The organism is Paraburkholderia sp. 40, assembly GCF_050434105.1.
GTDB lineage: Bacteria > Pseudomonadota > Gammaproteobacteria > Burkholderiales > Burkholderiaceae > Paraburkholderia > Paraburkholderia tuberum.
Genome location: NZ_JBNPVY010000002.1, coordinates 1,027,598 through 1,051,676, shown reverse-complemented (window position 1 = coordinate 1,051,676; position 24,079 = coordinate 1,027,598). Strand labels below are relative to the sequence as shown.

Sequence of the window (24,079 nt, the reverse complement as noted above, 5' to 3'; positions counted from 1 at the left end):
GCAAACATGATTGAAGCTTCACTGGACCCAAGCAGCGGCATTGCGACGTTAACATGGGACGTCGCGGGTTCGCCCGTCAACGTCAAGAATCGCGCTGCGATCGCGGCTTTTGTGAATGCGGTCGAGGCCGTTGTCACGGACGGCAACGTAACGGGGATCATCGTTACGTCGGCAAAAAACGACTTCATCTCCGGCGGTGACCTGAATGAGTTGCGAGCGGTCCGAACCCCGGACGGCGCACTGGAACTGGTCAGGGATATCGGTGTATGCCTGCGTCGGCTGGAGACGTGCGGTAAGCCGGTTGTGGCCGCAATCAACGGGTCGGCGATCGGGGGCGGCCTGGAAGTGGCACTCGCCTGCCATCGTCGCATCGCTGCGGATAGCGAGACAACACGGATCGGGCTGCCCGAGGTCACCTTGGGGCTAATGCCGGGTGCCGGTGGAACGCAGCGGCTTGCCCGCCTCATCGGCGTCGCGACGGCAGGCCCGCTCCTCCTTGAAGGCAAACTGCTGAAGGTTCACGCTGCTGCCGCACTCGGCATCATCGATGACGTAGTTCCGGCGGCAGAACTGCTGGATGCGGCCACGGCCTGGCTGACCGACGCGCGCGGGGGCAGCGCTGCAACGCAGCCGTGGGATCGCGAAGGATATACCGTTCCGGGCGACGATCCGCAATCAATGAAGGGGCGGCTGTTCTTCATGGGGGCGTGGCCCAGGCTTCGCCGCAAGACATCGCCGGACGATCCCGCTGCCGGGGCAATCCTCCAGGCGCTTCATCACGGCGTCGAGCGAGGGATCGACGCCGGCCTAAAGATCGAAGCGCGACTCTTCGCAGCCGTTGCGTGCTCGAAAGCTGCAAGAAACAAGATCAACACGTTGTTCTACGGCGTCAACTCGGCACGGCGTTTGAAGGCGCGGCCGGTCGGCATTGCTACGTTCAAACCGAAACGCATTGGCGTGATCGGCGCGGGGTTAATGGGGAGTGGCATCGCGCATACTGCGGCGCGCGCCGGACTCGACGTCGTCCTTCTCGATGCCACCCAGGAACGCGCAGACGCAGGTCTCGCGGCCATTAGGAGGAATCTGGCAAAGGCACTGGAGCGCGGGTACCTGAGGGAGACCGAAGCTGCGTCGATCTTTGAGCGAATCGAGTCGTCTGCTGACTTCGGGCGACTCGCCGGCGTAGACGCCATCGTCGAGGCGGTCGTGGAACGTGAGCACGTCAAGGCAGACGTCACGCAGCGGGCGATGGCTATCGCGCCCGGCGTGCTGTTCGCATCAAACACGTCGACGCTTCGCATCACGACACTCGCGAATCTCGCTCCTGTTCCCGAAAATTTCGTCGGAATGCACTTCTTTGCACCGGTCGACCGGATGCCGCTGCTCGAAATCGTGCGCGGCGAGTCGACTTCCGACGAGGCTGTCGCCAAGGCGCTGGACCTTTGCCAGATACTCGGGAAGACGCCAATCGTGGTCCGCGACAGCCGTGGTTTTTACACCAGCCGTGTCGTAGGCGCGTACACGCGAGAGGCGCTGCTGCTCCTCGCAGAAGGTGTTCCGCCGCAGGTCGTTGACAACGCGGCGGTCAATGCGGGAATGCCCATTGGCCCTCTGGCTATGGCGGACCAGACGTCACTCGACCTCCTTCTGGACATCATCGGCAGCCTCGCTGGCGAGCGAAGGGAACACGAACCGTTCGTCCGCGCGTTGCACGTCCTCGATAGGATGGCCTCCCAACTCGAACGACGAGGCCGCAAGGTGAATGCGGGCGTCTACGACTATGCGCCGAACGGAGACAGGACGGCTTGGGCCGGCCTGGCCAAGGAATTTCCGGCGACGGCGCCGGTGCCGGACGAAGCCGATATCGAGAACCGGCTGCTTCACATTCAGGCGCTGGAGAGCATCCGCGCGATGGAGGAGGGCATCTTCGACGATCCGGCCGACGCGGATGTTGCATCGGTTCTGGGATGGTCGTTCCCGTCGAGCCTCGGCGGCGTGCTATCGCACGTCGACGGTATTGGCGTTCCCGAATTCATTCGCCAGTGCGAAGAACTGACCGCTCGCTATGGCGATCGGTTTGCTCCCCCCGCGAGCCTGCGCGACATGGCTAAAAACGGACTCAGCTTTCGCGGCCGCGCAGGAGAGCACCTTGGCTAATCTGTCATGCACGGACCTGCAGTCGATTTCCGACCAGGTGTTCCCGCCAATGGTGCAGGCATTGGGGCTGCGCGTGGAGCGGGCCAAAGGGGACGAAGTCGTCGTCCGGATGCCGGTTTCCCGTCATGCCGCGCGTCCCGATGGCGTGATTTCAGGGCAAGCCATTTGTACGTTGGCGGATACCGCTATGGTGCTGGCCATTGCAAGTCAGCTGGGCGAGTTCCGACCGGTTTCGACCGTTGATCTCCACGTCAGTTTTCTCGGTGCGATCCGAGGCGCCGATGCCATCGCGATGGCGAAGGTCGAACGCATCGGTTCCAGCCTGGCGTTTGTTTCCATGGTCGTCACATCAGTGAATGACAGTCGGAAGCTCGCCGCGAAGGCGAGTGCCACGTTTGCAATGCCGCGCGAAAGCAGCGGCCAGGAGATGACACCATGAATTCCCGTTCCACGAAGGTGGTCATTGCCGGGGCTGGCATTGGAGGCCTGGCGGCCGCCATTGCTCTGCGACAACGCGGGTGCGAAGTTGTCGTCATTGAGCAGGCGTCTCAGCTCGGTGAGGTCGGCGCTGGCGTTCAGATGAGTCCGAACGCAGTCAAAGTGCTGCGCGCGATTGGTGTCGAGCCGTTGATCCGCGAGGTGGCATGCGAGCCGGTTGCGTTCACGGGGCGGGACTGGAAGAGCGGGCGAGTGCTTTACCGGACGCCAATCAAAGGGGTGTATGAGCGGGTTTACGGCGCTGGCTACTACCACCTTCACCGTGCCGACCTCCATCGCGCGCTCACCGAACGTCTAGGCGCCGGGGCATTGCGCCTCGGGCAGCGCGCAACCGGGATTGAGCAAGACCGGAACGCGGCAGGTTTGAGGCTCGACAGCGGCGAACTTGTCGAGGCTGATGTGATCGTTGGTGCGGACGGAATTCACTCAGTGGTACGAAGAAGTTTATTTGGGGACGAAAAGCCCCATTTCACGGGGAACATCTGCTGGCGTGGGATGGTGCCTGTCGATGCGCTTCCCAAAGGCCATGTGGAGCTTGCGTCGTCCAACTGGCTCGGACCGAAGGGGCACGTCGTGCACTACTACGTCCGCGGTGGTGCGATGGTGAACTTCGTTGCTGTGTATGAAACTGACGAGTGGACCCAGGAGTCGTGGTCCACGCCGAGCACGGTTGATGAAATTCTCGAGACATACTCGGGCTGGAATCAGGAGTTACTAACGACGTTCAGCAAGTCAGAGCACTGCTTCAAGTGGGCGCTGTACGACCGGGAGCCCCTTTCCCGCTGGACGGAGGGGCGTGTCACCCTGTTGGGAGACGCTGCGCATCCGATGCTGCCATTCCTTGCACAGGGTGCGGCGATGGCGATTGAAGACGGATATGAGCTCGCCAGCAAGATCGGTTCTAAGCAATCCGGGGCCGGCATTCGGGAAACGTTGGTGGAGTACGAGCGGCAACGTATTCCGCGAACGAGCCGCGTGCAGCTGGGTGCCCGCGCACGCGGGACAACCTTGCATCTCCGCTCGCCGTGGGAACGAATGAAGCGGAACATCGGTTTCATGCTTCAAGGCTTCCGAACCCCGGAATCGACTACTCATCGCGCTGAGTGGATTTACGGTTACGACGCCACAGCGCGGTAGATCTTCGAGGAGGGTCTGCGTCAGGCTCACCCGTCGGCCGCCGGTCGGCGTTGCAGCGGATGGCGTTCGGAGCGCGTTCCTGCAAGCGTCCTTCAGTGTCACATGTCGAGGTAGGTATGAGTACGATCGAGGTACGTGTAGAGAAGAGGGTTGTGGAAGCCGACGATATTGTCAGTCTGGAACTACGCGCGGTTTCCGATGCGACGCTGCCGCCTTTCTTGGCAGGCGCGCATATTGACGTTCATTTGCCCAATGGACTGGTCCGGCAGTACTCGCTTTGTAATGCGTCGGCCGATAGCGGGCGATATGTCATCGCGGTGCTGCGGGAGCCGAATTCACGCGGCGGATCGGCGGCCGCCCACGAGGCGGTGGCAGTTGGAGATATCCTGCAGATCAGTTCGCCAAAGAACCATTTCCCATTATCGGCCGCGACCCGTTCGGTATTGATCGCAGGGGGCATTGGTGTCACGCCTCTTATTTCGATGGCCTGGGCCCTGCACGCGTCCGGGGAGGACTTTGAGCTGCACTACTGCGCACGTTCCAAGTCACGCACGGCGTTCCGCGAACAGCTTCTTGCAAGCCCGTTTTCCAGGAGAGTCGAGTTCTACTTCGACGATCAAGGCGACTCCATCAGAATCAATGAACTCTTGGGGGAGCCCGAGCCTGAGACCCACATCTACGTTTGCGGTCCTGCGGGTTTCATCGAGTTCGTGAGGCGCTCCGTGAAGCAGCTTGGATGGGCAGACAGTCATGTTCATTTTGAGTTTTTCGCAGCGCCGCAGTGCGCAATGGAGGGTGATAGCCTGCCTTTCGAAATCGAAATCGTTAGCACTGGCGCGCGGCTTGCCGTGCCCGAAGGACGTAGCGCAGCAGACGTTCTCTATGAAAATGGATTCGAGATTCCATTGTCCTGTGAACAGGGCGTTTGCGGAACTTGTGTGATGCGGGTCATGAATGGCATTCCCGATCATCGCGACATGTTTTTATCGGACGAAGAGAAATCGCGGAACGATAAATTCATGCCGTGCTGCTCGAGGGCATTGAGCCGGGTATTGGTGCTAGATCTCTAGATCGTATCAGCGCCAGACCGAAACCGGTTTTGGTTTGGTTGACTACGGCAATATTACAAGCTCGGGGACCCGGATGGGAACGCGACAGCCTATTCTGTTAGCCTCCCGCCCGAACAACGCGCCTCCCTGCCCAGCGGTGCCCTGATTTGGCAAGAAGCCGTTCTCCAGTCGGTGTGGAACGCGCGAGCGGGGGCGCCGGTCCGCAATATCGGCGTCACCGTGGGAAGCTTGAACTGGTCGCCGCAGCGCTCGAAGGCGAGCTGGCCGCTTTGCCCGTTGCCGTTGCGGACACCGGAAACCTTCGTGACGACCTCCTGGCCCTGGCCCAGCAGATCGCCACGGCCTTGACGGCGCGGCGCGCGCGACTGTTCGTCGGCATTGTGCTGGCCGGACGTGACAATCCGGTCCCGCTGAACCTTCTCGCCGGCGAATTGCGCCGGATCGGCGCTACCGGCTGGGGGGATATTATTGCGCGCACATCCGAACGCGGCGAAGTCGCAGGCTCCCCGGTTGTCCCCAGCGTCGTGGCTGATCTGCCGTTCGCGTATATCGTGGGCAGGACACTTCTCGACGGCCAACCACCGGGCAAAGGGGATCTGGAGGCAATGATCGACACGATGATTTTGCCCGCGCTTCTATCTCTGGATATCCGTAAGCGCGCGATTTCGCACACCTAGCTTGCGCTGTTGAGAAGGCTCACGATTGCGTCCGCAACCTCACTTTGCGGACGCAATCCATGACAGAAGATGACCTCAGGTTTTTGCCCCTATGCGTGACGCGTGTTGGTGCCGGCGGCAAGCGAAGCTTCGATCCAACGGACAAACGACGACTCGTCGAAGCCTGTCTGCGGCCAGGCGCTTCGCTATCGGGCCTCGCCCTTAAGGCTGGTGTGAACGCCAACCAGCTGCATAAATGGGTCCAGACGCGTGAACAGTGCCGGCCCCCAGTCAGGCACGACGTGCCGGTCGCATCGTCAGCGTTTGTGCCGGTTGTCGCAATCGACGAGCCAACAGCGCTGCTGGCGCCCGCGCCCGCGTCGCACCGCGCCACCGGAGCAGAATCATCCTGCGTTTCGCCACGCTCAACACGAGTGGCACGGCTGTCGGCTCAGCTGCCTAACGGCGTGAAGCTTGAGCTCGAATGTTCAGCAGACGACGTGGCAATCGTCAATGCCGTGGTTGCTTCATTGGGAGCGCGTTGATGTTCCGTTTCGACGCGGACCTGACGGTCTTCCTGCATCGCGAACCGATCGACTTCCGCGCCGGCATCAACAGCCTCGTGACGCTCGTCGAGCAGTCCATGCAGCTCGATCCGTTTGCACGCGCCGTGTTCGCCTTCCACAACCGCAAACGCAACCGGGTCAAACTGCTGTTCTACGATCGCAACGGTTTCTGGATGATGTTGAGGCGCCTCGAGGAAGACCACTTCGTATGGCCACGCCGGCAGCAGACCGTCGTCAAGCTGACGAGCGAGCAGTTGCACTGGCTCCTGGAGGGCATCGACATTGATGCTGTACGCCGCCATCCGGTACGGTCGTACCATCACGCCAGCTGAGCATCGGGCGTCGCCCGTCAGCAATAACTGGCCGGCCGTCCCCCAAGGGGACTTCCTTCGGGGCGTTACAAATTCCCGTAAACCCATCGCGGGCGACACTTCGCTATCGTGGAGGCATGAACGAGGACGACTTCTCCCGATTGCCGCCGGCCGCCCAGGCCTATATCCGTGAACTCGAGACACGCAACCGGCAACTGGGCGAACGGATTACCCAGCTCGAAGAGCAGTTTCGCCTCGCGCAGAGCAGGCGCTTCGCCCCGAGCAGCGAGAAGCTCAAGGATCGTGTCTTCGACGAGGCCGAGCAGATCGCCGGCACCGAACCCGACGGCATGGATACCGGCACCACCGACGACACGTTTGCGCTTCCCGACACGGGTCTGCCGGATCCGCCTGCGCCCACGGGAAGCAAGCCGGGACGTAAGCCGTTACCGGCGCATCTGCCGCGTCAGCGCATCGAATACGATCTGCCCGAAAGCGAGAAGGTATGTCCGTGCTGCGCGCACGCCCTGCACCGTATGGGCGAAGAGATCAGCGAACAATGGCATATCGAAGTAAAGGCCTCGGTGCTTCAGCACGTGCGCTTGAAATACGCGTGCCGCCACTGCGAGCGTCACGCGGAGCGCACGCCGGTGATCACGGCACCGATGCCGGCCCAGCCGTTGCCGGGCAGCAATGCCAGTGCGGCGATGATCGCCACGGTCACTGCGGGCAAATATGTCGACGGAACGCCGCTATACCGGATGGCCCATGCGCTGGCACGCGCGGACATCGAAGTCGGGCGTGGCACGCTGGCGAACTGGATCATCCGGCCCGCTGAACTGCACTACAGCCGGTTGTACGAGGCGCTGCGCAAGACACTGCTGTCGCAACAGCTGATTCACGGCGACGAGACAACGGTACAGGTGCTCAAGGAGCCGGGCAAAGCCGCCCAGAGCACCTCGTACATGTGGGTCTACCGCAGCGCCGAAGATTGCCCTGAGCCCGTCGTGCTGTTCGACTACCAGCCGGGGCGCGGGCAGGAATATCCCCGGGCGTTCCTCTCCGGCTATAAAGGTCTGCTGATGACCGATGGATATGCCGCCTGGCGCACGCTCGACGGCCCGACGCACTTCGGTTGCCTGGCTCACGCCCGGCGTGCCTTCGTGGAGGCCCTCAAGGGCATGAAGAAACCAGGCGGGCGGGCCGCACATGCACTGGAATACTTCAAGGCGCTCTACCAGGTCGAAACTCTCGCAAAGGCAGATCGGACCGAAAGCGAGACGCGCGTCGATTACACCTTCCGGCTGCGCCAGCAACACAGCGTGCCGCTGCTCGAATCCTTCAGGAAATGGCTTGACGAATTGGCACCGCAGATCCTTCCTGAGAGCCTGCTGGGCAAGGCGATCTCCTATACACGCAATCAGTGGACGTACCTCAGCCGCTACGTGAACGATGGGCGTGCCCCAATCGATAACAACGTGATCGAGCGCGACATCAGGCCATTCTGCACCGGCAGATCGTCATGGATGTTCAGTGACACGGTTGCTGGCGCGAAGGCCAGTGCCATGATCTACAGCTTGATGCTCACGTGCCGAGCGTGCAACGTCGAACCTTATGCATATCTCGTTCGGGTACTCGGCGAATTACCGCAACGAGCATTAGACGCCGATGTCACCGACCTGCTGCCGTTTAACTTCTCGAAGCCTACGGCTTGACCGCGTAACAACGCTTGGTCCAACCACCGTATCGACGCGACCGTTGCCACGCAGCCCATTTGGTCCCGTGTGCGCCAGATCGAGCGCTTACGATCAATCGGGCAAACCAGGTCTGGGCACTGGATACGAGTTATATCCCGATGGCGCGCGGCTTCGTGTATCTGACCGCCGTGGTGGACTGGGCCAGCAGGAAGGTACTGGCCCACCGCGTAGCGATCACGATGGAGGCGATGCACGCTGTCGAGGCGTTGGAAGAAGCGTTCGCGAAGTACGGGCAACCTGAGATCGTCAATACCGACCAGGGCAGCCAGTTCACCGCGATAGCGTTCACCGAGGCCGTGCTCAGCCGGGGCATCCGCTTGTCGATGGACGGCAAAGGTGCCTGGCGAGACAACGTGTTCGTCGAGCGCGTGTGGCGAAGCGTGAAATATGAAGAGGTGTATCTGAAAGCCTATGAATCGGTCGGCCACGCCCGGCGCTCAATCGGCGACTACATCAATCTGTACAAGTGCGTTTCATACTGCCCAACCTCGCTATGTTGTTGATAAATCTAGAGAGCCCTGTTGTGTCGTTGGTATTGTGGGGTGTCCACGCCGTGCGCGAGCCCGTCCGACGAGTTCGGTAACTGCGTCCCCGGTCAGCGAATTGCGATTGAAGATCCATGGCCCGTTGGGTAACGGATGTTCGGCTGGGATCTTGTTGCGCTCAACTGCGAGCCTGAGCGTTCCGGGGCTCACACCGATGAACGCCGATGCCTCGGTCAACGTCATCCATCCTTCAGCAGCACGTCGTTCGCTCGAATAGACCGGGATCTGATGGTGGCTGCGCAACGCGGTGACTCGCTCCTGGGTCCAGAAGTTACCCCGGCCGGTTCGCAGGTCATTGCGATTGAGTACGCCGGCGATCACCAGATCCGGACAGATACGGACAAGCTGGCGCACGGCATCAATTGCTTCACGTGACGTATGCGTAGTGTTCTCTCCGCGGCGCCGCCGCGGCACGCGAATCTCGGTATGTACTCCGCCCTTCCAGTGAATGACGAGCACGATTTCGCTCGTTGCGTCGTCAACGTCAACGACGACTTCGTGGATCAGGGTGCGCACTATGCGCTTCTTCAGGCGGGCGTCGGCCTGCGGCCAGATCGATTCCAATGCAGTGGCAAGATCGGCAAACTCCTCTGGCTGGGTAGGCGGTATCTGGCCGGATGTGCGCGACTGTTGCTCGATACGCGATTCCAGTTCCTCTACGCGTAGTAGCGCATGATTCCAGCGCCGCTCCAGTTCGTCGGCGACGAGCCGGTTCTCGGGGTCAGCAGCATCGTACTGTTTCTGCGCGCGTTGCGCGGCGTAGCGTGCAGCCTGAAGATCCCGCTGCAACGCGGCCAGCACTTCGTCCTGCTTCAGGGTCTCTTCTTCGCGCGCCACGATTGCTGCCTCAATTGCCGCCGGTTGAACGACCTGCAAGACCGCCTCGGCGATGGCCGCGTCCGCGCGTGTGCCACCGAACGCAATACAACGCGGTTGCCCCTTGTCCATCCAGCCGCGATGACAGCTATAGCGCAAGGCGTCGTGCCTGTTACCCGTGTAGTGTAGCGTCAGCTTGCTCGCGCAGCGCCTGCAGCGCAATAGTCCCGCCAGCAGGGCCTCACCGTTCTTCGGGGCGCCAGCGTGTCCGGCCAGACGCAGGTTGCCGCTAATGGCACACTGGATCCGTTCGAATTCGTCCCAGTCAACGTACCCTTCGTGGGCATTCGGAATGAGCGCAAGCCACTGATCCCGTGGTTTGCGGCGATCACGTTTGCGTGGTTCCCCAGCCTCGTAATGGATCGCGCATTCGGTTTTGCCATAGGCATACGTGCCACCGTAGATCGGGTTGGTCAGGATCCGGTACACCGTGCCGTAGCTCGGCCGTTTCCATTGGATTTCGCCGCGCGGCATGCATGCCGGCAACTGCAGGCCGTGCTCCAGGAACCATAACAACGTCTGACGCACCGAACCAATCGCGCCGAACTGGCGGAATACTGAGCGGATGGCGTCCTGCACGCGCAAATCCGGATCCTTCTCCAGGCGCTGGTCTTCGGTCTTGCAGTAACCCACCGGCGCCGCGACAATGAGTTCGCCGCGTTTGGCCTTCTCCCGACGAGCTTCGAGCGAACGCTGACGCAACAGATCCAGCTCGTATTCGTTCAGGCTGCCCTTCAAGCCGAGCAGCAAACGATCGTTGCTCTGCCGCGGTGAGTAGACGGTCTCCTGATCGACGAGCACCGTGTCGACGACGCGGCACACCTCAACCAGTTGCTGCCACTCGCGACTGTTGCGCGCGAATCGTGAAACCTCGCGAGCGGCAACTGCGCCGACGTGCCCAAGACAGACCTCTGCGACCATCCGTTCGAAGCCCGTGCGCGTTTGCGTTCCGGCCGCAGAGCGTCCCAGATCCTCGTCGATCACCTCGATCTCGTTCCAGCCCAACTGATGCAGACGATCCTGCATCGCATACTGCAGCTTCTGGCTCTCCAGATTGTGGCTGACCTGGTAGGCCGACGACTGGCGCACGTACAGCATGGCCTTGCGCGCCAGATGCTGCGCCCGAATCTTGTCACTCATCGCGCACCTCCGGCTCGTGTACGGCGGCGAGCAGCCCGCGACGGTGTTGCCGCAGCAGCTGCGCCAGCAAACGCACCGTCTGCTGCCGGACCTCTTGCGGCAGGTGCTCCCATTGTGGTGTCTTCGGAAAGAGACGGAACAGGTCGAGTTGACCGCCCGGTTGGGGGTTTGTCTGGCGTCGCATCAGCACCTCCTGTACGGAGCAAAGGATGGTGCTCGGCTTGTACCATACCGCGCGGCGTGGCAGCAGGCGCCTGCGCCAACAGGTACTTCAGTTCCCTCAATGCTTCACAGCTGACGGCGGGAGACGTTGCCGAGGTAATGCGACAGCAGGCAACGGGATCGAACATCCATTGCGGCACCTCCAGCAAGCCCGCCGTGTCGAACGGCTCTCGCCCACAGCGCAGCACTGACTCGGCGTTCTTCCTCTCTATCGTGGTGAAAATCCATACCGTGTGCCCGTACCACGGGTGCCAGCGGTAGAGAACCTCCTTTGATTCGCCGATATGGGCGTTGTGTTGACGGCTTGTACAACCAGAGACGACCTCATTCGAGTCTGGAAGACCGCACGCCGGATGAGGCATACTTCGCGACGCTGCCTGCGATCAAATTGGCAGCATGACTGCCCCGGACGTTCCACTTAAAAATCTCAGAAGACTGTCCGAACGGGTGAGACCATCTCTGAGGTGTTGGCTCTGGCTGCTCCGCGGGCTGCGACGTTGGCGCTGGGAGCATAGGGGGCTGGCCTTATGAGTGGACTCATGGGCACGCCTATGTACGGGCTTATGAGCCGGCTTATGAGCCGGCTTTTGAGTAGGCTTTTCAGGAGGCTTTTCAGCAGGCTTTTGAGTGGGCTGTGGAGCGGACGCGGGAGGGCGAAGAGGAACGGCGCGCACCACCGGTTGCGAGGCCGGAACCTCGGGCTGCACCACACCCTGAAACTGCGTCTGCGCGCTCGCCGACACGAACGCGGCGGCAGCGGCGGACCGAGCAGCGGCGAGGCCGCGCCCCCTTGCGGCCACAAGCAGGAGCGCGGACGTCTGAAGCACGCTATTCTACGACGTTCCGCTCACGGAATTGCAGCGTCAGCTGCTCGGGCTACTCGGCGTCCCGGAAGACACCTTTCGCCAGCCGGACTAGCGACGAAATTCGCGCCAAATTGTGTCCTCGACGTGCGGAATGTAAGTCTTAAGGCGAGCGAAGCGGTCATTGGCGCATATCGCCTATTCTCTCTCACGCGTTGACGGCTGCCAGCGCACACGAATGGCCCGAATTTTCGCGAGCTAAACAGACGTCATCTCGCCAATGGGTCCCGCCGTATTCGCGGACGCGGTATCGATTTGCGCCATATGACTCTTTCGCCATGCAGCCGGCGGCATCCCGAATTCGCGCTTGAATGCCCGATTGAACGCCGGCTCCGACTCGTAGCCGACCTGCTCCGCTAGCGCGGCAAGCGACTTGCTTCCGATCAGGAGTTCATGCGAGGCGAGTTGCAGGCGCCACCGCGCCAAGTACTGCATTGGGGGCTGTCCTAACAGGTCAGTGAACCGTTTCGCTAACGCCGAGCGTGATAACCCCACTTTTCGCGCGAGTTCATCAACGGTCCAGGAGTGTGCTGGCTGAGCGTGAAGCATCGATAGCGCAGGCCCGACAAAGCGATCGCGCACGCCTGCTAGCCATCCCTTCCGGTCTGCGGGCAACGTATCGATACAGCGGCGCACCGCCTCGACAAAGAGTAGTTCGGATAACCTGGCAAGGACAATCGCACTGCCAGCGCGCCACTGCGCCGCTTCGGCGACAGCGAATCGAAGTGATGATTCAAGCCATGCCGATTGAGGATCGTTGCGCATATCGATCTTGAAGAGCCGCGGCAGCGAGGACAGCAACGGGTTCCCCAACGTACCGTCGCAGGCCAGAAAACCGCACACCACACGCGTTGGTGGCCCGCCCCCGCCATAGGCTCAGGATTACCCACAAGTAATGTGATGGTGCTATTCGTTTTGCCTGAATATTCGGTACATCATCGTGATTTCGTGCAGGACAAGAAATCCACGCCAGATGACGGTAGGACCAGGTGGACGATCATGCTTTCGAGCGAGATATCCGCCGAGTCTGGCGATCCACAAGATGACCTGCGCGAGTGACGGCGGTTTATCAGGTATTTCGGTACTGCCATGCGTACGACAGTAGAGGGCTCGCCACTCGATTGGCTGCAGCAATACTTCGCATGGCAGGTTGCCATCAAGCCTGGCAAGCAACATGGAGTACAGGATCCTCCAGCTTACGACGGCGAACAATGCGGTGGCGCGGACGAATCGATCGAGATTGCCAAATTGGCGGGCTTCAATGCGACAGCCACTTTTAAGCACACGATGCCACGATTCAATCGTCCATCGGCGCGCATACCATGCAAGACGCTCGAGGGCCTCTGCGTGTGTTTGCGTAGGCACCGAAGTCAGTAGAAGCCATTCCAATGGCTCTGCTCCTTCGTCTAAGTTCGTTTCCTGTGCATGAATTGCAAACACTTCAATTTCGGGAAGCTTCTCGCGACGACGATTTTGCGGCGGACGAAGGCGTACGGGCATGCAGCGCACAACCAGCCGTGCGGTGCGTGCCTGGCGGTTTTCGCGTGCAGGCACCTGCAGTTGCGCCTCTCCAAGCACTGGCGAGGCCAGCACGGTTTCCCACAAATATCGATCGGGGTGAGCAACGCGTCGGTTCCACGACGCGCGCACCAACCAGTCGACACCGGCAGGCCGCTGCGCCAGGAACACGTCATAGACATCGCCTTCACGGTCGCTCACGCCGATGACATGCGTGCACGGACAGTGCGTCTTGAGTACGCCCAGTTGCTCGATGCCTTCGAGCCATTTCGCGCTCTCTTTCTGTTGTACGGTTCGTTGCCCACGCAGATGTTTCTTGCCCAACTCCTCGTGCCTGCGTATCCAGGTCTTCATCCCGATCACCCCGAGTGGCAGCCCCTCTGGCGTGAGCGCAAGCAGACTGTGTATCAGGAAACCACGCACATGTGGATCGGAGCCATATCCCAGACCTTCGGTTGCCCGCAGATGAGACAAATTGAACTCGGTGGTGTCCTGAACAGCAAGGACGACTGGCACCTGTTGCATACGACACAGCGTTTGACCGATGTGCCCACCCAGCACGCCATCGACATCCACGTGCGGGTTGTCGAAAAAACGATATGCCGCCTTCAGCTCCGAACCATTGAACGACTGCGGAAAAGAGCAATGTGGGCCCAACGAAAGCTTGCGTGCCAGCGTCACGAGCCGTCTGGTCAGGCGAGCGTCGCCGAGCTCGGCGGCGCCAAACTCTTCATTTGCCCAATCATCAAGGTCAGATGTGTCCGACAATGCCCGACATCACAGATCACGAACCGGATCAAAGTTAACATCGGTCGTCACCGTTTACAAGCCATCGCCCTTCAATCGCACAGTCGCGAGCGACTTATGGGTAATCCTGAGCGCCATAGGAGAGTGTCATCACCTGGCCTGGTGCCGTCTCCAACTGAATGGCCAGAAGTGGGCCCGCGAGCGCAGGAGAAAGGTCTAATGCGCTTCCGAAAATATGTGGTTCGCCCTGTGGCACCACCAGCAGTTCGCCAGCATTGAGGTGAATAGCCGAGCCGGGGTCATCTGCCAGTCGCGCTGAACAACTGCCTTCGGTGATCAGATGGTACGAAACCACGCGTTCTGATCCTGGCAGGAAGGCGGCGCAGAGGGCCGCATCCGCCTGGCCAAACAGGCACCAAGGTGTAGTGAAGTCTCCGTTGAGGTACACGGCACCGCTTAGCCGCACAACCCGAAGGACGTCGGAAAGGGCATCCATTAACAGCGTCCGCTAATCCCGGCGTCCTACACAAGAGATCTGGACGCCTGGTCATTCATCGATATGACCTACGAGCTGATACTAGCACCCACGTGATCGCATAACAAACGCCTTTCAGGGTTTCGACGACGGAAGCGGAAGATTCAATGCAAACCACCAAGACGACACATCATGAGTAACGAGAGCACTTACAAAGGCGGTTGCTTTTCTGGCGCGGTTCGATTCACGGTCATTGGTGAGCCAGCCCCACTGGGCTATTGCCATTGCGGTTCATATCGGAGCTGGTCGGCGGGACCTGTCAACGGACATCTATGCAGCGGCTATTCCAGACTTCCCTTACGACGCCGGCGTCCATGTCCACTATCAGCAGACGAAACTTCGAATGAAGGACGGCCTGCCGAAGATGAAGGACGTTTCGAAAGAAATGGGTGGCTCGGGTATCACGGCAGCCGAATAGCCCATTTGACGCATCAAGCGCCATTATCCGAGCGGCCCCAGTCGCCGTCCTGCCGGCTCTTCTTTGCAGGCCATAGCCAGCAAGACAGACAAAGGTACCGCGCTGCCGTACGAAAAGCAGGTTCCCGTCCAAAATCACCAGGAGTACAGTCATGTCCGCACTCGCATCCATTTCCTCACCCGCTGTCGATCTCGCCGCAGTCAAGACCCGCCAGCAAGCCGCCTGGTCCACAGGCAACTATGCTGTCGTGGGAACCACCCTGCAGATCGTCGGTGAGCAGTTGTGCGAAGCACTCGATCTGCGCGCAGGCAGCCGCGTGCTCGATGTCGCGGCCGGTAACGGCAATGCCACCCTCGCCGCCGCGCGTCGCTGGTGCGACGTGACCTCCACCGACTACGTGTCCTCACTGCTCGAATCCGGGCAAATGCGCGCGGAGGCTGAAGGCCACACGATCCAGTTCCACGAGGCTGACGCTGAAAACTTGCCGTTTCCCGACGCGTCGTTCAATGTCGTGATGTCCACCTTCGGTGTGATGTTCACTCCGGACCAGGACAAAGCCGCCGGCGAACTCGCGCGCGTGTGCAAGCCCGGTGGCAGGATCGGCCTTGCAAACTGGACGCCGGAGAGCTTCATCGGACAACTGTTCAAGACGATCGGCAAGTACGTGCCCCCCGCGCCGGGCGTCAAATCGCCGGCACTGTGGGGCACGAAGGCAAGACTCGAAGAACTCTTCGGCGAAACCGCGCAGGAAATCCGCACGACCCGCCGCGAGTTCGCCTTTCGCTACCTCTCGCCGGCACACTGGATCGAAGTGTTCCGCGCCTACTACGGCCCGTTGAACAAGACATTCGGCGCGCTCGATGCCGAGAGGCAAGCTGGCTTCACCCAGGACTTGCTGACTCTCATGGAAAGCCACAATCGTTCGGGCGACGGTACGTTGGTGCTGCCGAGCGAGTACCTCGAGGTGGTGATCGACCGGAAGTGATGCCGCGCTGTCGTCGCGAACGGCCTTACCGTATGTGCCGACCGTTCGAATGGCTCCGAACGGGATTAACGGCGCCGATCGGCCACGCAAACAGTCGACACGTTCTGTCTGTGGTGCCCGAACTATTGCTAAAAAGCGTGAGTGAACAGACGACACTTTTCCCTCGCATCGTCAGAGGAGGCCAACACGGCCATCAGCTAAGGCTTTGAAAAGAGCCGCATGGTCGATGCGGAAGTTCGGCGGTCAAATTGTGTAGTTACCCGAAGTCTGCGGCAGCCGCCACCGAGACCGGAACCGAGCTACTGGAGTAGACCATGCTTGCATTCCTTGCCAAGACGTTCCGCAACTTGCTTGAACGCGCTGAACATAGTCGCCGTGACGCATACCTCGAGTCCTCGGTCGATATATGCGACTTGGAACGCCGCATGCGCTCGATCGAGACCAACGGCTAGCGAAACAACAAGGCCGTAGCAGGACCAGCGACAGCTCCTGGCCGTACCACGACCGACGGCCGACATGTTGCGCGGCAGACGTTCAATCCAGTCTGCCAACGACTCGGGATGCGCGAGCAAGTAGGACCCGGCGACCGGTGATGCATCGCACGCGTGCTCAGCGAATAATGGGTGCGGTCGATACGACTGCATCTGACCTTCCACTTATTTTGAGGATAACGAAACATGACTACGCCCGCTGCATGCACGCCGTCAACGAAACGGCCGCCGGTTCCCGCCACGCCAGACAACGCGGCTAGTCAGCCTGAGCCATATTTCCGTGAAGCAGGAGTTGGCCCGGCCGTCGTATGCTTACACTCGAACGCAAGCACCTCCGGGCAGTGGCGGGCCCTGATTGATCGGCTGCTGGCGCCACAATTCCACCTTTTCGCTCCCGACTCTTATGGTGCCGGCAAAAGTCCACAATGGTCTTCGGGGACCGGGTCATTAGCCTTCGCGATGAAGTGGAACTCATTGAGCCGGTTCTCTCCAGAACCGGTTCACCGCTGGCGCTGATTGGTCATTCGTACGGCGCCGCAGTGGCGTTTGTCACGGCGCTGGCCAATCCCCGTCGTGTACATGCAATGGCCCTGTACGAACCAACACTGCTCTCGCTCATCGACGCACAGACGCCTGCGCCGAACGAGGCCGAGGGAATCCGCAACGCAGTAGCTGATGCAAGCGTCGCCCTCGACGCGGGACACCAGGATGCCGCCGCCGAGCGGTTCATTGACTACTGGATGGGAACGGGTAGCTGGAAGCAGACTCCAGAACTACGCAAGTCTTCAATCGTCGCGTCGGTGATAAATGTGCGTAGATGGGCGCACACGCATTGTTCACCGAGCCCACACCATTGCATTTCTGAAGGTTGTAAACCTGACGATGCCGCCGGTGTCTCTTCTCAGTCCTGCGATTGCCTGGCGGGTCTGGCAGGGCAACTGGAGGTCTTCGATATCGGCTCCCTCGCCTGCAATCGAAGCAGCGGCGCCGAAAAATTCGTCGTCATGACCGGGCTTCACGGTGTTGACCGGCGCAGGCGCGTGAAGCGCGCTGGCCACGACGGCGCACACGATATCCGCAGCCTTCGAAACCGAACGTTCATAGCAGCGGGTCCGGCGAACGTCCGGAAGACGGCTTCTTGCCACCACTCCTTGGCCAATTCTTGAATGTTGGCAACGGCCGAAAAGCGAAAGGCAATCCCGGGCGAGCGAATGGCCGTTGGACCTCGAGAACGGCCGTAGTCGTCGCGGCGACCTGAATGGCAGCAACGGGTCGGTATATGCCCTTCATACAGCCAGCCGCCGGCAAGGGATCGCGCGGAGTACGGTCCAATTGCCGACGTTCGGTGAAGGCACCAAGATTTTGCATCGCTTCCCAGGTTTACTGTGGCGGCACAGTGACTACACTTGGTAAGGCTCGCGGATATCAGGTGCGCGGCCTTCTCAATTCGTTGCGCACACTCCACGCCGTCCGAAAGAGCAGTTCGAGAAGGCTGCACACATTGTTTGTGCGGCGTGCTCGTCTCGTTGGTCCATGAAACAGGAGGAGACAATCATGCAAACCGTAATAAGGACATATTCCGGAAAGGGCGCAAAGGAGTTATTCGATCTGCTGGAGAAAAGAGCGGCTGACGTCGAGGAACTGCTGCGTTCGGTCAAAGGCTTCGTCGGCTACACCCTCGCACGCAGCGGCGATGGCGGATTCTCGGTTACTGTCTGCCAGGACAAGGCCGGCATCGATGAAAGCGTGCAAAAGGCGAAGGACTGGATCGCGAAGAACGGTGGAAACACTGGCGCGGCCGCGCCGGAAATATCGGAGGGATCAGTCCTAATTCACCTGAAGTAACTTCGCCTCGCGACTGGCAGCGCGTGAGTTCAGCGGGCGGATTGCGAAGCACGGAAGCGGCCTCACCGGCTGCTGCTCACGCACACTTCTTGCCGAGTTCATCCAGACCGGACCTTATACATGATGTTCGAAGAAAGTGAAGTGGCGGTCGCCATTCGGGAATGGTTATGGCGCAAACGTACTGCGCATTTCGTCGCCTATGCACCGCAGACTTGCGAGGTCAAGATTCAGGATGACCGTTGCAGTTTAGTCGTTGCCAATCACGATAGGCCGTGGGCGGCGGATGAGCGGATGTTTGGACAAACGCTGGGAAATCGCGGTAACAGATCTGGCCACAACGATATGAGCGACGCACCCGCGGTGCCGCACGGCGTGGCACGAGCGGGGAATCGCGCATTGCGGCCACCTCGGGGCTGGGTGTAGTCTGTTTTCCGGTAAAACGGGGAAGCAGGCCTGCTGCTCAGCGGCGGAACATTGAAGCGCGCCGATACATAAAGTTGCGCGTCATCGGTTTCGCCACGCATTGTTCGAAAGAGGGAAACGTCATGAACAAGCTTGCGTCCATTCTCGTGTGGGGTGTGCTGGCCGCTGTCGGCGCTTTCGCTTTCGCCAGGCTCGCGCTTGGGCGCGGTGAAAGTGTGAACGCGGTGTGGCTGGTGACCGCAGCCCTCATCGTTTATTTCATCGCATACCGCTTTTATAGCAAGTTCATTGCCGAACGCGTGCTGCGGCTCGACGATACTCGCCAGACCCCGGCCGAACGCCACGACGATGGTATGGATTACGTGCCGACTAACAGGTGGGTGCTGTTCGGCCATCATTTCGCCGCAATCGCTGGCGCCGGTCCTCTGGTCGGTCCGGTGCTGGCAGCGCAGATGGGCTACCTGCCCGGCACGCTGTGGATCCTCGCAGGCGTCGTGGTAGCCGGTGCGGTGCAGGATTTCATCGTGCTCTTCGCGTCGGTGCGCCGGGACGGCAAATCCCTTGGCGAAATGATCAAGATGGAACTGGGCCCGATTCCAGGCTCGCTGGCTCTGGTCGGCGTGCTCGCGATCATGATCATCATTCTTGCTGTCCTGAGCCTGGTGGTGGTCAAGGCGCTCACGGCCAGCCCGTGGGGCCTGTTCACCATCGCGGCGACGATACCGATCGCGCTGCTGATGGGCGTCTACATGCGCTTCATTCGTCCGGGGCGCGTGGGCGAAGCCTCCCTGTTCGGTGTCGTGCTTTTGCTCGTCTCGATCGTCCTGGGCAAGACGGTAGCCAACGATCCCACCTGGGCACCGATCTTTACGTTGACTGGCCCGCAACTGGCGTGGGCCCTGATTCTGTACGGCGCCATCGCCTCCAGCTTGCCGGTGTGGCTGATGCTCGCTCCGCGCGACTACCTCAGCACGTTCCTGAAGATCGGCACGATCGTGGCTCTCGCGGTGGGCATTTACGTCGTCGCCCCGGCTCTTTCGATGCCGCAGACCACACGCTTCATCGACGGCACCGGGCCGGTCTTCTCCGGCGCGCTCTTTCCGTTTCTGTTCATTACGATCGCCTGCGGAGCGGTCTCGGGGTTTCACGCGCTGATATCTTCCGGCACCACACCGAAGATGATCGAGCGCGAGTCGCATATGCGCCTAATCGGGTTCGGTGGCATGCTCGCCGAGTCATTCGTCGCAGTCATGGCGCTGACGGCGGCCTGCGTATTGCACCCGGGCATCTACTTCGCCATGAACGCCCCGGCGGCAATTATCGGCACCACCGCCGCACAGGCGGCGCAAGTCGTGTCCGGGTGGGGATTCGTCATCACGCCGGAACTGATCAACCAGACAGCCGCGAACATCGGCGAAACCAGCATCCTGTCGCGCGCTGGCGGTGCCCCGACGCTCGCCGTAGGCATGGCGCAGATTCTGGGCCAGGCCCTCGGCAGCCAGGCCATGGAGGCCTTCTGGTATCACTTCGCCATCCTGTTCGAGGCGCTGTTTATCCTGACCGCCGTGGACGCCGGCACGCGGGTCGGCCGCTTCATGATTCAGGACATGCTAGGCCACGTCTATCGGCCGCTGGGCAACACCCAGTTACTGCCCGCGAACCTGCTGGGCACCGGTATCTGCGTGGCGGCCTGGGGCTACTTTCTCTATCAGGGCGTAGTCGACCCGCTGGGTGGCATCAACACCCTTTGGCAGCTTTTCGGCGTGGGCAATCAGATGCTCGCTGGCATCGCTCTGCTGCTCTGCACCAGCGTGCTGGTCAAGATGAAGCGCGAGCGCTACATCTGGGTGACACTGGTGCCCACTATGTGGCTCCTGATTACAACGCTCACCGCCGGCATCCAGAAGATCTTCCACAGCGATCCGCGCATCGGCTTCCTTGCGCTGGCGCACAAGTTCAGCGACGCCGCCGCACAGCGGACCGTGCTTGCTCCCGCGAAGTCGCTTGCGGAAATGGAGCGGGTGGCCTTCAACAACTACCTGGACGCAATTGTCTGCGGCTTCTTTGTCGTGCTGGTAATCGCAATGTGCGTCTTCGCTGTCAAGATCTGCTTGCAGGCGCGGAGGCAGGCGCAGCCCACCGTCGTCGAGACGCCTGCTGTTGTGCGCGCTCAGGGGACCTGACCATGAAAACGATCTTCAATGGCAAACTTGTGGCGATGCCGGGAAAGGGCACGTACAACCGTCCCGGCAGCACTGCACTTGCGACACGGCTCTCGGAACTTGCGCGCACCATGCGCGGAGCGTGCATGCAGATGTTCGGCATGCCTGACTATGAACGCTATGTCGAGCACATGGCCTCCCGTCATCCGTGCGATCCGCTGATGTCGCGCGGCGAGTTCTTCACTTGGGCCGTCGATCGGAAATACTGTCGCAACGGACCGAGATGCTGTTAGCCCGGCTCGCGTCCTCTGTATGGCCATCCTCTTTTGCAGAGAACGCGCGAGTTGATTTCTAGACGCGGCGGGAGCGAGATTACCTCCAATCATGCTTCCCGTTGCCCGCTTTTGCGAGGCTGGGTCGATCGGCCGATCGCCAGCTTCCCATCTCGGCCATCTACGGCCGTTTGGCTGGCGCCTTGATATGGACGCTCGAACGTCTCGTCCACCTTGGTAAGAGACATCCGAGCGTCGGAGACGATCGTCCCAACGTCGGCCGGAGGAGCCGATCGGGCCGCACTTGCGGCTCACCGCTTCAGGCTGACATGGAGCCGCCCTCCCTCACGAATTCGGCGCTTTCCTCGTTGGTCGTACCGATTCATTCGATGGTCCTCGAGACTGCCTCCACAGGAAAGTGGCGTCGAGACGGATGGTGCTGTTCACCCTGCGATGCCAGAAACCCTCGCTAGTTCACGTTTCCAAAGGGCTCCTGCCTGCAATCCGTTGCAATCGACCTCACGGCACTAACTGTGCTTGGAATCCGCAGAGACAAAAGAGGTTGATCGACAGGCGAACATAACGTTGGAGGCGTCATCTTTTTTATCAGCAGGGCATAGCGATACAACCGTCAGTTGCACGGAACGGCAACATTTTCGCCGCTCGAGTGTCGATACTGGAGGAGGACGGCGAGGCCACCTCACTCGGTGATCGTGGGCATTTTGCGAATCGTGAATCGGCGTTCGCGTTTGCCGTGTGATGTGGAAGCGCGTTCGTCGACGATGAGCCCCTGCCGAAGCCTCCGTGCTCAATCCGTCATAGCAGCATCGGTATCGGCTGAGCAAAACCAGTCTTCGGCCAGATCAATTTGATGTGAGTCGCACTGTTGCATACGCCGTGTACGCATTGCCACCGATTCTTCGTCACCGATGCCAAAAGACATCTTTCGTGGCTCGGTCATGAATTGAAGTGAGGGCCAGATTTGGGAGGCGATTTATGATTCGATCACAGCTGTACAGATGCCCCTATACGCGAACCGAGGGAATGCGACGAACGTACGACGTGACATTCAATCTAACGCGACGTGAATCTGGTGTATTTGCCTACGCCGCCTGGGTGCACCACGGGGGTTTATTCAAAGGCAACGGCGCCACATATCCGCTTATTTCGCGAACCGGTGCACAAGCTGCCGAAGAGGCACGTGCTCGCATTGACGAGTACATCGAGCATCTCATTGGCGTAGCAGAAATGAATTGACATCAATCCGTCCGGATCAGCCTGATGAAACTAGGCACCGTTACCGGCACGCGAAGCGCCAATGCGCACATGAGTTTGTATCCAATCGTGCCTGCAGCGTACGCGACATCGTCAATCTTCACCTGCTCACCCAGAGCTCGAATTTTCGAGCCAATTCCCACAGACGGGCAGGGCGTCAGTTCCACGGTTAGCATATGCATAGAGACGCGGGGCACGAGTTGATTCACGCGTGAGTTGCTCGGATGCCGATGACGCTGATTTCGGACGCCGATCTCGCGTACGGGTGCCTGAGTACGCTCGTGGTGCGCACGGGTTCATTCGGGGATGTCAGAAACCAACCCCGACACCGACGCCTACGCCCCCGCCGAAGCTGCCGCCTCCCACGCCCACACCGATGCTGGTGCTAGGCGCGTAGTAGCCGGGACCATATCCATACCCCGGATAGCCGTACGGCTGGGCGATGACACACCCCGCGATGCCAGCCCCTAGAGCCAATATGCAGAAAAGCCTGACCATGGTTGTCTCCCGTGCATAAATCGATCAACGCAACATTCGGTCCCTGAGTCGGGCGGATCATCTGCCCCGTGGTCGGAAGGATATGCTTGCGAATGCCGTCTACATAACTAAAGCATAGCGAATGCGCGTGTTTTCCCTATGCATCCGCAGATGGGCGCGGGCATAGGCGGTGGTCGTTGTTCCGTTGTCGGCCGATGGTGTTGAAAAACTCGGCGTGGACGTGGAGCGCAGCACTTCTCAGTTTGTGGTGCGGCGCGGTTGGATCCTGGAGCATCCAGATGACGAGGACTTTCGCTCCTCTTTTCACTTTAGACCGCCATCGCAGTCATCGCTGCGTCGCGCGGAGCGAGCCTCCGGACCATTCGTCCAAAGTTTCTGGGCTGTTGCTGCCAACAGGAATTCGTCCTGCGCACACAGGCTTGATCAATCATGCACTCGCCAAGCGGTTAGCGCAACGCGACAGCCCCAGTCCTGCCTGATAATCTCTAGTGACGTCGCATACGCCCTACCAGTGAAGGGCTTTGTCACGTTAAATCGCTGACGGCGCAAAAGTGCAGCTCACGCGAGACTGCTCAGAAAGCAGACGGAGTTTGGGCCAACCCAGCAAAGCGATGCCACATGGCAAAGCGTTCGCCAAGTTGTTTGCGCTTGAGCGACATATGCTGCGCGCTTCGCTCTATGACGGAAGGCTCGAATGACGGGATTGGTCGAGTCGATGTCGGCGAATTCGGTTCGCCTTTGATCGCCTACCGCCTTTTCATGTATTTCCCCAGCACAAAGCCCGCCAGTAAGCCGGTCCCAAGAAGGACACTTCCTACCCACCACGTCGCCGGTAGCGGCATTGCGTCGGATTGGCACTTCGCGGCAACGATAGCGGCGATTTCGCGCGCAGTGATTTGCGTCATGTTCGAGATCTCGTTGATCCCATAGACGCAGATCTCGCCAGTCGGGAGCGCGCAGAACCGCTCAGCAGGGCATTGCGTCAGGAGCTTCTGGGCGGCTCCCTCACCGCACACCGCACCCACACCTTTCAGCACCCGGAGCGTCACGTCTGGATACTTGGTAATTTGTTCAGGCATCGAATCGGCTCCCTTAACCATCGCGTGATATAG

General features: G+C 60.3%; 22 protein-coding genes and 4 pseudogenes. 19 read left to right on the top strand and 7 right to left on the bottom strand.

Annotation, left to right across the window (positions count from 1 at the left end; genetic code table 11):
• The first annotated feature begins 6 nt into the window (after nucleotides 1-6).
• The 9 genes and pseudogenes from OKW28_RS06045 to OKW28_RS06005 all read left to right on the top strand — a co-directional run.
• Nucleotides 7-2,157, top strand: a complete 2,151-nt coding sequence (locus OKW28_RS06045; RefSeq protein WP_429444192.1) for a 3-hydroxyacyl-CoA dehydrogenase NAD-binding domain-containing protein — start codon at nucleotides 7-9, stop codon at nucleotides 2,155-2,157.
• Nucleotides 2,150-2,596, top strand: coding sequence for a PaaI family thioesterase (locus OKW28_RS06040; protein WP_429444191.1), 447 nt, complete (start codon nucleotides 2,150-2,152; stop codon nucleotides 2,594-2,596). Before OKW28_RS06045 ends, OKW28_RS06040 begins: the two co-directional genes overlap by 8 nt.
• Entirely contained in the window at nucleotides 2,593-3,792 is a 1,200-nt protein-coding gene (locus OKW28_RS06035) for an FAD-dependent monooxygenase (protein ID WP_429444190.1), read from the top strand. The genes OKW28_RS06040 and OKW28_RS06035 overlap by 4 nt, the downstream gene beginning before the upstream one ends.
• A 116-nt stretch (nucleotides 3,793-3,908) precedes the next feature.
• The gene (locus tag OKW28_RS06030; RefSeq protein WP_429444189.1) at nucleotides 3,909-4,862 is read left to right on the top strand and encodes a PDR/VanB family oxidoreductase; all 954 of its coding nucleotides are present in this window, start codon (nucleotides 3,909-3,911) and stop codon (nucleotides 4,860-4,862) included.
• A gap of 173 nt (nucleotides 4,863-5,035) precedes the next feature.
• Complete coding sequence (locus OKW28_RS06025; RefSeq protein WP_429444188.1) at nucleotides 5,036-5,539, top strand: TetR-like C-terminal domain-containing protein; 504 nt, start codon at nucleotides 5,036-5,038, stop codon at nucleotides 5,537-5,539.
• Nucleotides 5,540-5,598: 59 nt separating this feature from the next.
• A complete protein-coding gene (gene tnpA / locus OKW28_RS06020) occupies nucleotides 5,599-6,063 on the top strand; it encodes an IS66-like element accessory protein TnpA (protein WP_429444187.1) in 465 nt (154 codons plus the stop codon).
• The gene (gene tnpB, locus OKW28_RS06015) at nucleotides 6,063-6,416 is read left to right on the top strand and encodes an IS66 family insertion sequence element accessory protein TnpB (protein ID WP_429444186.1); all 354 of its coding nucleotides are present in this window, start codon (nucleotides 6,063-6,065) and stop codon (nucleotides 6,414-6,416) included. Before tnpA ends, tnpB begins: the two co-directional genes overlap by 1 nt.
• Nucleotides 6,417-6,532: 116 nt before the next feature.
• Entirely contained in the window at nucleotides 6,533-8,110 is a 1,578-nt protein-coding gene (tnpC, locus tag OKW28_RS06010; RefSeq protein ID WP_429444185.1) for an IS66 family transposase, read from the top strand.
• An 80-nt stretch (nucleotides 8,111-8,190) separates the two neighbouring features.
• A pseudogene (locus OKW28_RS06005) lies at nucleotides 8,191-8,616 on the top strand (transposase); the annotation flags it as partial.
• A 27-nt stretch (nucleotides 8,617-8,643) separates the two neighbouring features.
• Here the strand turns inward: OKW28_RS06005 and OKW28_RS06000 are convergent.
• The 5 genes and pseudogenes from OKW28_RS06000 to OKW28_RS05980 all read right to left on the bottom strand — a co-directional run.
• Nucleotides 8,644-10,713, bottom strand: coding sequence for a recombinase family protein (locus tag OKW28_RS06000; RefSeq protein ID WP_187639680.1), 2,070 nt, complete (start codon nucleotides 10,711-10,713; stop codon nucleotides 8,644-8,646).
• Entirely contained in the window at nucleotides 10,706-10,897 is a 192-nt protein-coding gene (locus tag OKW28_RS05995) for a hypothetical protein (RefSeq protein ID WP_187639681.1), read from the bottom strand. Before OKW28_RS05995 ends, OKW28_RS06000 begins: the two co-directional genes overlap by 8 nt.
• 1,099 nt (nucleotides 10,898-11,996) lie before the next feature.
• Nucleotides 11,997-12,674, bottom strand: a pseudogene (locus OKW28_RS05990) (helix-turn-helix domain-containing protein); the annotation flags it as partial.
• A gap of 30 nt (nucleotides 12,675-12,704) precedes the next feature.
• Nucleotides 12,705-14,084, bottom strand: coding sequence for an IS4 family transposase (locus OKW28_RS05985; protein ID WP_429443705.1), 1,380 nt, complete (start codon nucleotides 14,082-14,084; stop codon nucleotides 12,705-12,707).
• Nucleotides 14,085-14,196: 112 nt separating this feature from the next.
• Nucleotides 14,197-14,559, bottom strand: a pseudogene (locus OKW28_RS05980) (cupin domain-containing protein); the annotation flags it as partial.
• Nucleotides 14,560-14,794: 235 nt separating this feature from the next.
• Here OKW28_RS05980 and OKW28_RS05975 point away from each other — a divergent pair.
• The 10 genes from OKW28_RS05975 to OKW28_RS05930 all read left to right on the top strand — a co-directional run bounded on the left by OKW28_RS05975 (nucleotide 14,795) and on the right by OKW28_RS05930 (nucleotide 22,451).
• Nucleotides 14,795-15,016: a hypothetical protein gene (locus OKW28_RS05975; protein ID WP_429444184.1), complete on the top strand. Its 222-nt coding sequence runs from the start codon at nucleotides 14,795-14,797 to the stop codon at nucleotides 15,014-15,016.
• Between the two features lie 151 nt (nucleotides 15,017-15,167).
• On the top strand, nucleotides 15,168-16,001 hold the full coding sequence (locus OKW28_RS05970; RefSeq protein ID WP_429444183.1) for a class I SAM-dependent methyltransferase: 834 nt from the start codon (nucleotides 15,168-15,170) through the stop codon (nucleotides 15,999-16,001).
• 314 nt (nucleotides 16,002-16,315) lie between these two features.
• Nucleotides 16,316-16,453, top strand: coding sequence for a DUF3563 family protein (locus tag OKW28_RS05965; protein WP_429444182.1), 138 nt, complete (start codon nucleotides 16,316-16,318; stop codon nucleotides 16,451-16,453).
• Nucleotides 16,454-16,678: 225 nt separating this feature from the next.
• Complete coding sequence (locus OKW28_RS05960) at nucleotides 16,679-17,008, top strand: alpha/beta fold hydrolase (RefSeq protein WP_429444181.1); 330 nt, start codon at nucleotides 16,679-16,681, stop codon at nucleotides 17,006-17,008.
• Nucleotides 16,957-17,658, top strand: a complete 702-nt coding sequence (locus OKW28_RS05955) for a thioesterase domain-containing protein (RefSeq protein WP_429444180.1) — start codon at nucleotides 16,957-16,959, stop codon at nucleotides 17,656-17,658. Before OKW28_RS05960 ends, OKW28_RS05955 begins: the two co-directional genes overlap by 52 nt.
• A gap of 388 nt (nucleotides 17,659-18,046) precedes the next feature.
• The gene (locus tag OKW28_RS05950) at nucleotides 18,047-18,337 is read left to right on the top strand and encodes a hypothetical protein (RefSeq protein ID WP_429444179.1); all 291 of its coding nucleotides are present in this window, start codon (nucleotides 18,047-18,049) and stop codon (nucleotides 18,335-18,337) included.
• A 120-nt stretch (nucleotides 18,338-18,457) separates the two neighbouring features.
• The gene (locus OKW28_RS05945; RefSeq protein WP_429444178.1) at nucleotides 18,458-18,760 is read left to right on the top strand and encodes a hypothetical protein; all 303 of its coding nucleotides are present in this window, start codon (nucleotides 18,458-18,460) and stop codon (nucleotides 18,758-18,760) included.
• 122 nt (nucleotides 18,761-18,882) lie between these two features.
• Complete coding sequence (locus OKW28_RS05940; protein ID WP_429444177.1) at nucleotides 18,883-20,943, top strand: carbon starvation CstA family protein; 2,061 nt, start codon at nucleotides 18,883-18,885, stop codon at nucleotides 20,941-20,943.
• Between the two features lie 2 nt (nucleotides 20,944-20,945).
• Nucleotides 20,946-21,215, top strand: a complete 270-nt coding sequence (locus OKW28_RS05935) for a YbdD/YjiX family protein (protein WP_187639504.1) — start codon at nucleotides 20,946-20,948, stop codon at nucleotides 21,213-21,215.
• Between the two features lie 1,041 nt (nucleotides 21,216-22,256).
• Nucleotides 22,257-22,451 carry a hypothetical protein gene (locus OKW28_RS05930; RefSeq protein ID WP_429444176.1) on the top strand — a complete coding sequence of 65 codons (195 nt, stop codon included), beginning with the start codon at nucleotides 22,257-22,259 and terminating at the stop codon, nucleotides 22,449-22,451.
• 2 nt (nucleotides 22,452-22,453) lie between these two features.
• Here OKW28_RS05930 and OKW28_RS05925 read toward each other — a convergent pair.
• Together OKW28_RS05925 and OKW28_RS05920 are read right to left on the bottom strand one after the other, a co-directional pair.
• Nucleotides 22,454-22,753: pseudogene (locus tag OKW28_RS05925) on the bottom strand (alanine racemase C-terminal domain-containing protein); the annotation flags it as partial.
• Between the two features lie 960 nt (nucleotides 22,754-23,713).
• A complete protein-coding gene (locus tag OKW28_RS05920; RefSeq protein ID WP_429444175.1) occupies nucleotides 23,714-24,046 on the bottom strand; it encodes a hypothetical protein in 333 nt (110 codons plus the stop codon).
• Between the last annotated feature and the right edge of the window lie 33 nt (nucleotides 24,047-24,079).